This window comes from Dactylosporangium sp. CA-233914 (assembly GCF_050942935.1).
GTDB lineage: Bacteria > Actinomycetota > Actinomycetes > Mycobacteriales > Micromonosporaceae > Dactylosporangium.
Map to the genome: position 1 here is coordinate 9,553,123 of NZ_CP192030.1, position 13,253 is coordinate 9,566,375.

12 protein-coding genes are annotated in these 13,253 nt (G+C 69.5%); 5 read left to right on the forward strand and 7 right to left on the reverse strand.

What is annotated here, in order from left to right; translation table 11 throughout:
- Position 1: 1 nt before the first annotated feature.
- The 7 genes from ACQPY0_RS42400 to ACQPY0_RS42430 all read right to left on the reverse strand — a co-directional run bounded on the left by ACQPY0_RS42400 (position 2) and on the right by ACQPY0_RS42430 (position 6,377).
- The gene (locus ACQPY0_RS42400; RefSeq protein WP_432974205.1) at positions 2 to 886 is read right to left on the reverse strand and encodes a carbohydrate ABC transporter permease; all 885 of its coding nucleotides are present in this window, start codon (positions 884 to 886) and stop codon (positions 2 to 4) included.
- A gap of 126 nt (positions 887 to 1,012) precedes the next feature.
- Entirely contained in the window at positions 1,013 to 2,293 is a 1,281-nt protein-coding gene (locus ACQPY0_RS42405) for an ABC transporter substrate-binding protein (RefSeq protein ID WP_432995593.1), read from the reverse strand.
- Positions 2,294 to 2,415: 122 nt separating this feature from the next.
- A complete protein-coding gene (locus tag ACQPY0_RS42410; RefSeq protein ID WP_432974207.1) occupies positions 2,416 to 3,813 on the reverse strand; it encodes a hypothetical protein in 1,398 nt (465 codons plus the stop codon).
- 69 nt (positions 3,814 to 3,882) lie between these two features.
- A complete protein-coding gene (locus tag ACQPY0_RS42415; protein WP_432974209.1) occupies positions 3,883 to 4,302 on the reverse strand; it encodes a carboxymuconolactone decarboxylase family protein in 420 nt (139 codons plus the stop codon).
- A 28-nt stretch (positions 4,303 to 4,330) separates the two neighbouring features.
- Positions 4,331 to 5,083, reverse strand: coding sequence for an SDR family NAD(P)-dependent oxidoreductase (locus ACQPY0_RS42420; RefSeq protein WP_432974212.1), 753 nt, complete (start codon positions 5,081 to 5,083; stop codon positions 4,331 to 4,333).
- A 23-nt stretch (positions 5,084 to 5,106) separates the two neighbouring features.
- The gene (locus ACQPY0_RS42425) at positions 5,107 to 5,955 is read right to left on the reverse strand and encodes an NAD-dependent epimerase/dehydratase family protein (RefSeq protein WP_432974214.1); all 849 of its coding nucleotides are present in this window, start codon (positions 5,953 to 5,955) and stop codon (positions 5,107 to 5,109) included.
- Entirely contained in the window at positions 5,952 to 6,377 is a 426-nt protein-coding gene (locus tag ACQPY0_RS42430) for an AraC family ligand binding domain-containing protein (protein ID WP_432974216.1), read from the reverse strand. The genes ACQPY0_RS42425 and ACQPY0_RS42430 overlap by 4 nt, the downstream gene beginning before the upstream one ends.
- Positions 6,378 to 6,465: 88 nt before the next feature.
- Between ACQPY0_RS42430 and ACQPY0_RS42435 the strand changes: the two genes are divergently transcribed.
- The 5 genes from ACQPY0_RS42435 (at position 6,466) to ACQPY0_RS42455 (ending at position 13,232) form a co-directional block, all read left to right on the forward strand.
- Positions 6,466 to 9,087: a family 78 glycoside hydrolase catalytic domain gene (locus tag ACQPY0_RS42435; RefSeq protein ID WP_432974218.1), complete on the forward strand. Its 2,622-nt coding sequence runs from the start codon at positions 6,466 to 6,468 to the stop codon at positions 9,085 to 9,087.
- Positions 9,084 to 10,031 carry a D-2-hydroxyacid dehydrogenase gene (locus tag ACQPY0_RS42440; RefSeq protein WP_432974220.1) on the forward strand — a complete coding sequence of 316 codons (948 nt, stop codon included), beginning with the start codon at positions 9,084 to 9,086 and terminating at the stop codon, positions 10,029 to 10,031. Before ACQPY0_RS42435 ends, ACQPY0_RS42440 begins: the two co-directional genes overlap by 4 nt.
- 374 nt (positions 10,032 to 10,405) lie before the next feature.
- Positions 10,406 to 11,575: an NtaA/DmoA family FMN-dependent monooxygenase gene (locus tag ACQPY0_RS42445; RefSeq protein WP_432974222.1), complete on the forward strand. Its 1,170-nt coding sequence runs from the start codon at positions 10,406 to 10,408 to the stop codon at positions 11,573 to 11,575.
- Positions 11,572 to 12,732: an NtaA/DmoA family FMN-dependent monooxygenase gene (locus tag ACQPY0_RS42450; protein ID WP_432974224.1), complete on the forward strand. Its 1,161-nt coding sequence runs from the start codon at positions 11,572 to 11,574 to the stop codon at positions 12,730 to 12,732. Before ACQPY0_RS42445 ends, ACQPY0_RS42450 begins: the two co-directional genes overlap by 4 nt.
- Complete coding sequence (locus ACQPY0_RS42455) at positions 12,729 to 13,232, forward strand: flavin reductase family protein (protein WP_432974226.1); 504 nt, start codon at positions 12,729 to 12,731, stop codon at positions 13,230 to 13,232. The genes ACQPY0_RS42450 and ACQPY0_RS42455 overlap by 4 nt, the downstream gene beginning before the upstream one ends.
- Positions 13,233 to 13,253 lie beyond the last annotated feature (21 nt).

Consider the following 13,253-nt stretch of genomic DNA (forward strand, 5'->3'; position numbering starts at 1 on the left):
TTCAGTCCTTCGTGAGGTCGCGCCGGGAGGAGCGGAAGACGAACAGGGTCACGGTCAGGCACACCACCGTGATGACGAGTGCGAGCGCACTGCCGTAGCCGAAGTCACCGAAGCTGAATGCCGTCCTGAACATGAGCAGGTTCAGCGGCGTCGTCTGGTAACCGGGCCCGCCGTTGTTGAGGGCCACGATCGAGTCGAACACCTTGAGCGACGCGTTGAGGCTGAAGATGACGGTCGCCAGCAGCACGGGCATCGACAGCGGCAGCACGATGTGCCGCACGAGCCGCCAATTGCCGGCGCCGTCCAGGCGAGCCGACTCCAGGATCTCCTCCGGGATCTCGATGAGTCCCGCGTACAGCAGGACCGCGAAGAAGCCCATGGTGCGCCACAGGTCCATGACCACGATGACGATGAAGGCCTTGCCGCCGTCGGCGAACCAGTCGATGTCACCGAGTCCGACGAAACCGAGGATCGCGTTGACCGGGCCCTCCTGCGGCGAGGAGGCGAACATGCGGTTGAACAGGAGGCTGACGGCGACGGTCGGTACCACGACCGGGAAAAACACGAGCGTGCGGACGAACGTCGACGCTCGGCGCAGGACGAAGACGTACAGCAGCGCCAGGCCGTACCCGAGCACGATCTGACCCACGCTGATGACGATGGCGTACTTGAGCGTGAACAGCAGCGCGTGACCCGCCTGGGGATCGCTGAACAACCGGCTGATGTTCTTCATCCCGGTGAACTCGAACCCCCGGACCGGGTTGCCGTGCATGAAGGCCAGGAAGAGGGACCAGATCGCCGGGACGACCATGACTCCCAGATAGATCAGAAGCGCGGGAAGCAGGAAGGTCGCGATCGCCTTCTTGTTCCCGAAGACATGCTTCACGGGAGGACCTCTCCGTTGGGGTCCGCTTGGGATGGACCGCGGCTCGGGGTGTAGGCGGGGTGAGGCGGCGGAGTCCGGCTCGGACACCGCCGCCTCGCTGGTGGAGCTGGGTGCGGGGCAGTCGGGTTACGACTCGGCGTCGAGGTCCGACTGGATGAGCGCCATGAAGTCCTTGGCGGACATCGCGCCGGTGAGCAGCGGCGCCGCGTTCGCGCTCGAGTCGTTGTTCGCCTTCGGGGTGAACAGGCCCTCGAACCAGAGCACGCTGGCCGGCGCGGTGTCGATCTTCTTCTGGATGTCGGCCGTGAGCGGCGGCAGGTTGTCGACCGGGGTGTTCACCTTGAAGCCGGAGAACGTGCCCTGATTCTTCAGCGACTCGGAGCCCCAGTTCTTGGCGATGCAGGTCAGCCACGAGCCGACACCGTCGTTGTACAGCTTGGCGTTGATGGCGTTCGGGGACCCGACGTTCGCCGGGTAGCCCTTGATGCCAGGGACCCCGAAGAACCCGATGTTGTCGCCGACCTTGTTCTGCTTGGGGTCGTTGACCGCGGCGAGGAACCAGGTGCCCATGTACATCATGGCCGCGTTGCCGTTGAGCAGCTGCGCGTTCATGGTGTCGTAGTCGAGGTTCGTGATGCCGTCGATGAAGTACTTGCCCATCTCCTGCAGCTTCTGGGCCGCGGCGACGTACTGGGCGTCGGTGAGCTTGGCCTTCTTGTCCTTGACCTTCTGCAGCGCGTCCGGTCCGAGCTGGCTGTAGAGGATCGCACCCAGCCACCGGCTGATCGTCCAACCGGTCTTGCCGGAGGCGACGAACGGGGTGACACCTTCCGACTTCAGCTTCGCGGCGGCGGCGATGAGCTGGTCGAGCGTGGTCGGGATCGCGATGCCGTGGTCGGCGAAGATCTTCTTGTTGTAGAAGATGCCCTCGATGTTGAACTGCAGTGGCACCGTCGGGAAGCTGCCGGCGTAGAGCTGCTCGATCACCGACTGCGCGGCCGGCGTCACCTGGTCCAGCACACCGAGCTTTTGAAACGTTTCCTTGAGGTCTAGCACCTGGCCAGACGCCTGGAGGTCGCCTTTGGGTGCGATCAGTGACTGCGTGCCGGCGTACATCACGGGCAGGGCGTTCTGGCCGCCGAGCAGCTGCACCTTCGACTGCATTTCCGAGCTGGGCGTCTGCGACAGGGTGTACGGCAGCTGCTTCTGAGCGTCGGAACACTGGTTGCTCTTCAGGGCGTCGAACATCTTGCCGGTCTGGGTGTTCTCCGTCGTGACCAGCACGGAGAACTCCTTCGCGCCGCCCGATGGAGCGTCGTCGTTACCTCCTGAACATCCCGCCAGGACGAGGCTCGTCAACACGGCGAACGCGACGGGAACGCTCGCACGGCGGGGCATGGTGCGCATATTCACGTTCAGGCTCCTTCAAGGTCCGCGTCGAAGGAGGGACTCCCGCCTCCGGCGCGTTGGGGTGATGAAACGTTACAAGCTCGTTTCTGTCAGGTCAACAACCTGGTACTGATTCGCAATCAGGCGCTCCGGGAACGCACTTCCTCGCCCGCTGCCTCAAGATTGGCGAAGGTCATCTCTGAGTACTTCCGGGACAACAGGATGCCGTCGGCACCGCCGTCCAGCGCTGCCCGCACCGACTTGCGGACCTCGTCCGGCGTCGTCTGGATGACGTGGTCCGGCGTCGGGATGTTGATGTCGAGCCCCGGATACACCGCTACGGTGCCGGCGGTGGCCGCGACCGTACGCCGCGTCTCCCGAAGTACGTAGTCCGGTGAGAGGCCGACGCTCGGAAGGTCGTCGAACGCGACGGCCTCGTCGTAGCCGAGCGAGGTTCGAAACAGGTCGTACACGGTCTGCTCCGGCACCCCGCGGAAGACACGGCTCGCGACGGTCCGGATGTAATGATGCAGCCGGTAGCCGGCGCAGTTGTTGTACAGCACCGGTTTGACGAAGTCCGAATAGGACGACATCTTCGCGAAGTCCATCTGCGACCGGTACCAGGGCGAGAACGAGTTGTGGTGCCAGATGTGCCAACCGACCCGGACGTCGGAGTTGAGGAACTTGACGGCCCCGTAGAGCCGGGCCTGGAACTCCTCGTAGGCCCGGTGCCAGAGCTGGTCCCAGGCGATGATCTCCGGGTAGGTGCCCAGGAGCCGCAGGAAGCGAATGAAGGACGTGTCACCGACCGGCACGTCGGGGGCCTCGTCGTTGAGCAGGCGGTCCAGTTCCAGGTAACCCTGGCGCGCCCGCCGGACGTCAATGCCCTCGCGCTCGCCGGCCTCGACGCACCAGCGACAGAAGCAGTACGGGTTGCCGTTGCGGGCGAACCCGCCGTCGCCCAACGCGTTGTCCAAGGGGCCGTTGCGTTCCGATCCCCACATGATGCCATCGAGCTGGTAGCTCTTGACCTGGTCCTCGACCAGAGAAAGCCACCAGTTCTGGTAGTCCGGGTTGCGCAGGCACGCGTACGCGTCGGCGCGGCCCCAGGCATCGACCTGCAGCACCTTCGGCCAGTTGGGAACATGCTTGGTCAGGCCGGAGTGCGTGTTCTCGAGGAGGAAGGCATACACGGCGATGCCGCGTTCGCGCGCGGCCGGAATCACGTCGGCGAGTGCGTCGAAGCCGTCCACCTCGGCATCCCGGGCTCGGTGCGGGCCGAGCACGGTCCCGCCGTAGAACTCGGCGTGCTGCTTGACGAACGATCCACCGAGGTGAACGTCGTCCTTCTCCTGCGGGCCGTGGCCCGGCCACGGCCGGTACCAGGTCTGGCGGCCGGCAAGGCCGCGGTCGAACGCCTGGGTCGCGACGAACACGGCGTTGACCGCCGCCTTCTCCACGACCGTGTCGAGCACCTTCTCGACGCCCTCGTCAACGAACGAGATGGCGCCGATCTGAATTCCTATGAGTGGCGACACTCTGCCTCCTCCACTCCGCCCGATGCGACGACGCCTTCGGGCGGATTCTGTTGAAACGCATTCACGTGCTCAATCGCGCGGCCGGTCGGCGTCCGGGCCCAGCGCGGGGGGAATCTCCACGCCCAACTCGATGAGTTGGTCGGTGACCACCCGGATGGCGTTGAGCGCCTTCGGGAAGCCGCAGTACTGCACCACGTGGATCACCGTCTCGAGAATCTCGGTCGGCGTGCAGCCGACCCGGATCGCGCCCCTCGTGTGACCCCGCAGTTGTGGCTCGAGGCCGCCGATCGTCACCAACGAAGCCAGCGAGAGCAGCTCCCGCTGGGCGAGCGTCAGGCCCGGGCGCGAGTAGATGTCGCCGAAGTTGAACTCGACGCCGAATCGCGCCAGATCCTGCGCGAGTCCCGTCTGCATCTCGACCAGGCCGTCGGCTTTGCCCTCGCCGTAGACCTCTTCGAACCAGTGGGCGCCCTTTTCGAACCGTTTCAACGTGACCTCCCGGTCGTCCGCGAACCCGTCAGATGGAGTGGCCGCCGTCGAGCGGTAACACGACGCCGGTGACGTTGACCCCGGCCGGGCCGGCCAGGAACACGATCGCCTCGGCCAGGTGCTCGGGGTTGCCGAGCAGCCGCGTCGGGATCTGGGCCAGCAGCGCTTCGCGCCGCTCCGGCGTGTCCTTGTCCCGGCCCGGCGTCGCCTGGGCGCCCGGTGCGATCGCGTTGACCGTGACGCCCTGCTCGGCGACCTCGATGGCGAGCGCCTTGGTGAGCCCGATGACGCCGGCCTTCGCGGCGGCGTAGGCGGTCGCTCCGCGCACCAGCCGGCCGCCCGACACGGCGGCGATCGACGCGATGTTGATGATGCGGCCCGATCGCGCGGCCAGCATGGACGGCAGCACCGCCCGGGTCGCGTTGAAGACCTGGTCGAGGTTGCGCGCCATCTGCGTGCGCCAGGTTTCCGGGCTCATCTCGTGGAAGAAGCTCACCGCCCCGCCGCCGGCGCAGTTGACCAGGACGTCAACCCCGCCGAGGCGGTCGATGAGACCGGCGGTCGCATCCTGGACCGCGTCGAAGTCGGTGAGGTCCACGGCGGTGCCGGTCCACTCGCGGCCCGCCGCCCGGACCCGCTCACCGGTGGCGGCGAGGCCGTCCGCGTTGAGGTCGAGCCCGCCGACGTTCGCTCCCTCGCGCGCGAAGACCTCGCAGATGACCGCGCCCAACGCGCCCGCGGCTCCCGTGACGATCGCCCGCCGACTCTCTAGCTGTGCCACATCGTCTCCTTCGACCGGCCGGCTCACGCCGGGCGGTACTCGTCTCTCCAGCGGTGCTGTGCGGTGAAGCCCAGCACGTCACGTGCTTTCCTGGTCGACATCAGCGACTCGAACTCGCCCAGGTCCGCGGCCACCGCAACGCCCGGAAACCACCGGGCGGCCAGCTCGGCCGACGGGATGTCGAGGCCGGTGTCGGTCGCCGCGACGTTGTAGACCGCGAAACCCGGCTCGCCCCTGGCCAAGGCGAGCGACACGGCCAGCGCGCCGTCGCGCGCGTCCACATAGGACCCGAGCAGGTCCCGGCGGTAGCCCGGGTCGGACGCCCGCGCGAACCCGCCATACTCGCCCGCACCGACGACGTTGGTGAACCGCAGCGCCGTCATGGACAGCTCCGGCTGCCATGTGATGAGCTGCTCGGCCATCGTCTCCTCGAGGACCTTGCCCAACCCGTACGTGTTGCGGGCGGCCCGGTAGTCCTCGGTCACCGGCAACTCGGGTGGTGACTGGTCGAACGGAAAGCCCATCGCGGTGATGCTCGAGGCGAAAACGATCCGGCGGATGCCCGCGCGCAGTGCGGCGAAGTGAACGTTGAACGACGCGACCATGTTGTTGTGGAATGTTGTCGCGTCGGGCACCAACCCGTTGACCGGGATGGCGGCGAGGTGGACCAAGGCGTCCAGCCCGATGTGCCGGGCCGTCACGCCGAGCAACGAGTCGAGCACCTGTCCATAGTCGGTCAGGTCGACGCGGGTGAAGCCGAGCCCGGGCTCCCCGTCGATGTCGAGGCCGAGCACCTCGTGGCCCTCGTCGCGCAGGCGGGTGGTGGTGGCCCGCCCGAGCTTCCCGGAGCTCCCCGTGACCGCGATCCTCATTCCGCTACCTCCTGCGAAGCCCTGTCCCGGTAACGAGCCGGAAAGTCGTCGGGTACCGGCCGAGCGGGGACGTCGTGGCCGGCGGCCATCCCGGGGTCGGTGTGCCGGTGTCCGCCGCGGCCGCCCGGCGGGACGGGACCCTCCACGAAGAAGCCGCGGACGGTCTCGTACACCTCAAGGAAGTCGTGCACGTCGCCCGCCACCGTGAGCACGATGTCGCCGGACTGGACGTACTGCTCGGCCCCGTCGACGAAGATCTTCGCCTGCCCCTCGGCGACGAACCACAGCTCCGCCGTGTCGTGGAAATGGCGGTCGAACCGGCCGCCCTCCAGCGGCACGGCAAATCGCCCGGCGGAGGCGAACGTCGCGCCAGCCGGCCGGGTCTCGTCGTTGAGCCAGTCTCCCGGCCTGTAGATCGGCACGGGGTCCATCTTGGTTCCGACGGTTGAAACGTGTCAAGAACTGTTGTTACAGTGCGTTCCCCCAACCGTTTCGATGAAAGGGCAACGCATGCCGGGCACGCCCTCCGCGCCGCGGATCGAACATCACCGCGAGGCCCGAGGCATCGGCGAGCCCGCTCCGCGCATTTCGTGGACAACCACGGCTGAACCGCACTGGCGCCAGCACGCGTACGAGCTCGAGATCTTCCGGCGCGGTGCCGCCGAGGTCGTCCGCGTCGAATCGGCCGAGCAGGTCTTGGTTTCCTGGCCGTCCACCCCGCTGGCGTCCCGGGAACAGGCCACCGTGCGGGTCCGGGTCGCCGGTGCCGACGGTGTGTACGGTCCGTGGTCGGAGACGACCGAACTCGAGGCCGGGTTGCTCGAACCGGGCGACTGGGTGGCCGCGCCCGTCGGCGCGGCGTGGGACGAGGACCCCGAGTCCGATGACCGGCGCCCGTCCCTGGTCCGCCGGGAGTTCGAAGTCGGTGGCGGCCTGCTTTCGGCGCGCCTCTACGTGACGGCGCACGGTTTGTACGAGGTCGAGCTCAACGGCCGGCGCGTGGGCGACGACGCCATGTCGCCCGGTTGGACCGTCTACGGCAAGCACCTGCGCTACTACACGTACGATGTGACGCCTTTGCTCCAGGAGGGCGGCAACGCCATCGGGTCGTGGCTCGGCGACGGCTGGTACCGCGGGCGCCTGGGCTGGCGCGGCGGGTTCCGCAACCTCTTCGGCTCGGACCTGTCCCTGCTGGCCCAGCTCGAACTGCGCTACGACGACGGACGGACCGAGACGGTGTCCACGGACGCGTCCTGGCGGGCCGCACCGAGCCCGATCATCCGCACCGGAAACTACGACGGCGAGGACTACGACGCCCGCGAGGAGCAACCCGGGTGGTCGTCGGCCGGCTTCGACGACGCGCGGTGGACACCGGTCGCGGTTCACGTGCAGGACCCCGCCGTACTCCGTGCGCCGAGCGGCCCTCCGGTGCGGTGTACGCAGGAGGTCGCGCCGGTCGAGGTGCTCACCTCGCCGACCGGCGCGCGCATCATCGACTTCGGACAGAATCTCGTTGGCCGTCCCCGGATCCGGGTTCAGGGCCCGGCCGGCACGACAGTGCGCATCCGGACCGCCGAGGTGCTCCAGGAGGGCGAGTTGTACACCCGCCCGCTGCGCTCGGCCCGGTCCACGGACCACTACACGTTGGCCGGCCCTGGCCCCGGCGCGACCCCACGCACCGAGGAGTGGGAGCCGAGGTTCACGTTCCACGGCTTCCGGTACGCCGAGGTGACCGGTTGGCCGGGAGACCTGGACGCCGCCGTCACCGCGGGGGATGTCGTCGCCCGGGTCTACCACACCGATCTCGAGCGCACCGGCTGGTTCTCCTGCTCCGATCCGATGCTGGAACAGCTGCACCAGAACGTCGTATGGGGCATGCGGGGGAACTTTCTCGACATTCCCACCGACTGCCCGCAACGCGACGAGCGCGTCGGCTGGACCGGCGATATCCAGGTGTTCGCCCCGACGGCGACGTTCCTCTACGACGTGTCCGGCATGCTGAGCGGCTGGCTGCAGGACGTGGCCCGCGAACAGCTGCCCGACGGCACGATCCCCTGGTACGTACCGGTGATTCCGTCGAGGTTCATGTGGACTCCGATCCGGCCCGGCGCGGCCTGGGGCGACGCCGCGACGCTGACGCCGCTGACGTTGTTCGACCGCTACGCGGACCGGGCGATCGTCGAGCGACAGTTTGACAGCGCCCGGCGGTGGGTCGACCTCATCGACCGCCTCGCCGGCCCGGACCATCTGTGGAACGAAGGGTTCCAGCTCGGCGACTGGCTCGATCCCGCCGCGCCGCCCGAGGATCCGGCCGATGCGACAACGGACCGCTACCTCGTGGCCACCGCGTACTTCGCCGCCTCGGCGCGCGCTGTGGCCCGGATGGCCGACCTGCTCGGCCGAACCGACGACCAGGCGCGATACGCGGACCTCGCCGACGCGGTCAGGAAGGCCTTCGCCGCCCGGTACATCCTCCCGAACGGACGGATGACGAGCGACGCACAAACCGCCTACTCGCTCGCGCTCGCGTTCGACCTCATCCCGGACGCGGCGGGACGCGAGGCGGCGGCCGACCGGCTGGCCGAGCTCGTCGCGCAGGCCGGCAACCGCATCGCGACCGGCTTCGTCGGCACTCCGCTCGTGACGGACGCGCTGTCCTCCAACGGGCACCTGGACACCGCGTACAACCTGTTGCTCGAGCGGGAGTGCCCGTCGTGGCTCTATGCCGTCACACAGGGGGCAACCACGATATGGGAGCGCTGGGATGCCCTGCGGCCCGACGGAACGGTCAACCCCGGCCAGATGACGTCGTTCAACCACTACGCCCTCGGCGCCGTGGCGGACTGGATGCACAGGGTCGTCGCGGGACTTGCCCCGGCCGCGCCGGGCTACCGCGAGATCCTGTTCCGGCCGCGCCCCGGCGGTGGCCTGTCGTGGGCTTCCGCGCGACATGTCACGCCGTACGGCGAGGCCGCCATCGCCTGGCGCCTGACGGCTGACGGCATCGAGGTCGAGACGACGGTACCGACCGGTACCACGGCGATCCTCGACCTGGAGGGAACACGGCCGCAACGCCTCAGCCCCGGCCGGCACCGGTCGACGGCACCCCACCCGGCTGGAACGGCCCGATGACGCGCGTTGCCGTTGTTGTGCGGGGCCTCGGTCTCGACGAGGCCGAACGGCAGGAGCTGCGCGACGCCGCCGGTCCCGGACTCGAGCTGCGTTTCCCGGCCGAGGGCGAGAACGCCGACTTCGGCGATGTCGTCGCGGTGATCGGCCGGATCTGCGATGCCGAGCTGGCGTCGGCCCCGGCGCTACGCTGGATCCACCTGTGGACCGCCGGTGCGGACTACGCCTTCACCGCCGGCTTGACCGCTCGCCCCGACGTCACCTTGACCGCGTCGGTGGGCAACGGCGCGATCGGGTTGGCGGAACACGCGATCCTCCTGCTCCTGCTGCTCGACCGCGGTGGCTGGCACTGGGCGCGGGCCCAGCAGGAGCACCGCTGGGATCCGGCCATGCACGGTGAGCTGGCCGGCCGGACCCTTGGTCTGGTCGGGTTGGGCAACGCGGGCCGGCACCTCGCGAGGATCGCTCGGGGAATGGGAATGCGGCTCCTCGCGACCCGCCGTACGCCGGGCGACGCTGCCGAAGTCGAGGCGTTGTATCCGCCGGGCCGGATCGCGGAGATGCTCGCGGAATGTGACGCCGTCGTCGTCACCGCGCCGCTCACGCCGCAGACGCGGGGGATGCTGGGCGAGGCCGAGTTCCGCGCGATGAAGCCGACCGCCTACTACGTGAACGTTTCGCGTGGCGAGGTCGCCGACGAGCGGGCCCTCGAGCGGGCGCTGCTCGAAGGGTGGATCGCCGGCGCCGGCCTCGACGCCCATCACGTCGAGCCGCTCCCGTCGCGCAGCCCGTACTGGGACCTTCCCAACGTGATTGTGACGCCGCACAACGGTTCGACCTCGCGACAGTCGCGGCGCCGGTCGTTCGACACCGTCGCCGGCAATCTGCGCCGCTTCGCGGCCGGCGAACCGCTCCTCTCGGTGGTCGACCGCGAGGCCGGTTACTGAACCGGCTCAGCGGCTCCCGCCGGCTGCGGTCCGTCGACCGAGAGCAAGAGGGTCACGTCACCGTTCTCCCGGGCGCGTGAGATCAGCTGCGCCGCCACGGAACGCCTCCCCTGACAGGACGCGTGCGGTACGGCTATAATCGGGGACTGTCCCCAGTAAAATGGGGAGAGGCCCCGGTTAGTGCTGGTCCATCGACGATCCGCACTCTGCGGGACCGCCCCCTCGCGGCTGTTCGTCATGGCAGCAGTGAGGCCACGACCGTGCGCTCACCCATGCGGGAGGAAACCAGCCATGGCACCCGCCACACAGGCCGCACCGCCGACGAAGCGGAGCGCTTCCGCATCCGGCTATGAGCGCGATACGGAGGATTTCGCATGACCACCCGGCGCGCGCTGCGGTTCTCCTCGATCGCCCTCCCGCCCGGCGGGCACCTCGCCGCGTGGCGGCATCCCTCGGTGCAGCCGGACGCGGGGCTCGACCTGGCCGCCGTCGCGGCCTACGCGCGACGGATCGAGGAGGCCGGGTTCTCCGCCCTGTTCGTCGCCGACGTCGCGGCGGTGCGGGGCGAGCATCTCGACTCGCTCAGCCGTACGACACAGGCGAGCTCGTTCGAGCCGCTGACGCTCCTGTCAGCCCTCGCCACGCTCACCGAGCGGATCGGGCTCGTGGCCACGGCGACGACGAGCTTCAACGAGCCGTTCCACGTCGCCCGCCGCCTCGCAAGCCTTGACCACATCTCCGGCGGGCGGGCCGGATGGAACGTCGACACGAGCGTCGTGCCGCGGGAGGCCGGCGGCTTCGTGCGCAACGAGCCCGACGTGCACGAGGAGCGCTACGAGCGCGCCGAGGACTTCCTGCGGATCGTGCGGGAGCTGTGGGACAGCTACGCCGACGACGCGATCGTCGCCGACAAGCGGTCCGGGCTGTACTTCCGGCCCGGGGGGCGGCGTCCGGTCGGCCACGCGGGCACGCACTTCCGGGTCGCCGGCCCCCTGAACGTGTCGCGGCCGCCGCAGGGGCATCCCGTCATCTTCCAAGCCGCTTCGACCCCCACCGGGATCGCGTTCGCCGGCCGGCAGGCCGACGTCGTGCTCGCCGCCGCCCGGTCGATCGGCGACGCGTGCGCCTACCGGGCACGGCTCGACGGCGCGCTCGTCGCCGCCGGCCGAGCCCCGCGAAGCGTCCAGGTGTGGCCGGGGCTCAGCCCCATCGTCGCCTCGAGCGAGGACGAGGCGGCGAAACGACGCGACGAACTGCAAGACCTGCTCCACGACGACACGCCACTCCCGGCCGTACCGGACGACACCGGTGGGCTGCTCGTCGTCGGCACGCCCGAGCAGGTCGCCGACCGGATCGCCGAGTGGTACGAGGCGGGCGCCGCCGACGGTTTCACCGTGCGGTTCCCGCTGATCCCCGCCGACGCCGACCCCTTCCTCGACGAGGTCCTGCCGATCCTCGCCCGGCGCGGCCTCTTCGCCCCGCCGGAGGGCGCCACACTGCGGGACTTCCTCGGCCTTTCCCGACCGCGGAGGAGTGCCGCGTGAGCGTGAAGAAGCACGCCCGCCTGGTCGCGATCACCCACTCGACCGGCTCGCACCCGCGTGGGTGGCGGCATCCGAACACCCCGGCCCGGCCGGCCACCGACGTGAAGGCGTTCATCAAGGTCGTACAGGAGTTGGAACGCGGCCTCTTCGACGCGTTGTTCCTCAGCGAAACCACCGGGGTCATGCCTGGCCCCGACGAATCGCACCAGCACGAGTCGATGGTGAACGATTCGCTCGACCCGACGCTGCTCCTCTCGGCGATCGCACCGGCGACCAGGAACATCGGTCTCATCACCACCGCTTCGACGAGCTTGACCCAGCCCTACACGCTCGCCCGGCTCCTGGCATCCCTCGACCATCTCTCCGGCGGCCGGGCCGGCTGGAACGTCGTCACCTCGCGCTTCGACACGGAGGCGCGGAACTTCGGGCTCGACCCCCGGCTGCTGCGCACCCCTGAGCGCTACGACGTGGCCGCGGAGTTCGTCGGCGTCGTCAAGGGCCTGTGGGACAGCTTCGACGACGATGCGTTCGTCCACGACCCGCAGAGCGCGCAGGTGTTCGACCCCGCGAGGATCCGGCTGCTCGACCACCGCGGCGCGCGCTTCCGGGTGTCCGGACCGCTCGGCATCGCCCGCCCGCCGCAGGGGCACCCCATCATCCTGCAGGCAGGGATGAGCGAGGCGGGCCGGGAGCTCACGGCACGCGAGGCCGACCTGGTGCTCACATCCGGTGGCGGCGGCTGGCACGCGCGGGAGGCCCGCGAGGACGTCCGCCGGCGCGCTGCGGCGCACGGGCGCGATCCCGACATGCTTGTCGTACTCGCTGTGCTCCCCGCAGTACTCGTGGCAGACACCCGCGCCGAGGCCGAGGCGCAGCTACGCGAGTTCACGGCTCTGCTGGATCCAGCGGATCGCCAGCGGCACGGCATCCTCGCCGGCACGGCCAACGACTTCGCCGACATTGTCGAGGATTGGCTCGACGGCGGCGCCGCCGACGGGTTCGCCGTGGGGTTCCCCTACCTGCAGGGCCCGGTGGAGGCGTTCACGCGCCTCGTGGTCCCCGAACTGCAGCGCCGTGGCCGTTTCCGCACCGCGTATGAAGGTTCCACCCTGCGCGAGAACCTCGGCCTGCCGCGACCGGTCCCGGTGCGCTCATGACCGAGCTGCTCGGTAGCGGCGACACGCTGCTCCAGGAGGCGTTCCGGTCGGCGATGGGCAGCGTGGCCTCCGCCGTGGCCGTCGTCACGACGCTCAGCGACGGCGAGCCGTACGGGACGACGGTGAGCGCGTTCGCGTCGCTGTCCATGCGTCCGCCGATGGTGCTGGTCTCGCTCGGCGCCGACTCGAACCTGCTGGCCCGGCTGGTCGTCGGCTCGATGGTCGGCGTCAACGTGCTGGCCGCCGACCAGGACGAGGTTGCGGTGCGGTTCGCGCGGCGAGGCGGCGACAAGTTCGCCGGCGTCGGCTGGCGGATCGAGGACGGCGCGCCGGCGCTGGCCGCCAAGCACGCTTGGGCCTGCGTATCGGTGTCGCGGCTGGTCGAGGCCGGCGACCACACGATCGTCATCGGCGCGGTCCGGGTCGCGGAGGCCTATCCGGGCCGGCCGCTCACCTACTGGCGGAGCACCTTCGGCACGCACGCCAGCGCCGTCATCTGATGCGCCGCGGCCACCCCGGAG

Coding starts and splice junctions, on each gene's coding strand:
- ACQPY0_RS42440 (WP_432974220.1), top strand. CDS start 9,084: ATGACGCGCGTTGCCGTTGTTGTGCGGGGCCTCGGTCTCGACGAGGCC.
- ACQPY0_RS42405 (WP_432995593.1), bottom strand. CDS start 2,293: ATGCGCACCATGCCCCGCCGTGCGAGCGTTCCCGTCGCGTTCGCCGTG.
- ACQPY0_RS42455 (WP_432974226.1), top strand. CDS start 12,729: ATGACCGAGCTGCTCGGTAGCGGCGACACGCTGCTCCAGGAGGCGTTC.
- ACQPY0_RS42435 (WP_432974218.1), top strand. CDS start 6,466: ATGCCGGGCACGCCCTCCGCGCCGCGGATCGAACATCACCGCGAGGCC.
- ACQPY0_RS42425 (WP_432974214.1), bottom strand. CDS start 5,955: ATGAGGATCGCGGTCACGGGGAGCTCCGGGAAGCTCGGGCGGGCCACC.
- ACQPY0_RS42445 (WP_432974222.1), top strand. CDS start 10,406: ATGACCACCCGGCGCGCGCTGCGGTTCTCCTCGATCGCCCTCCCGCCC.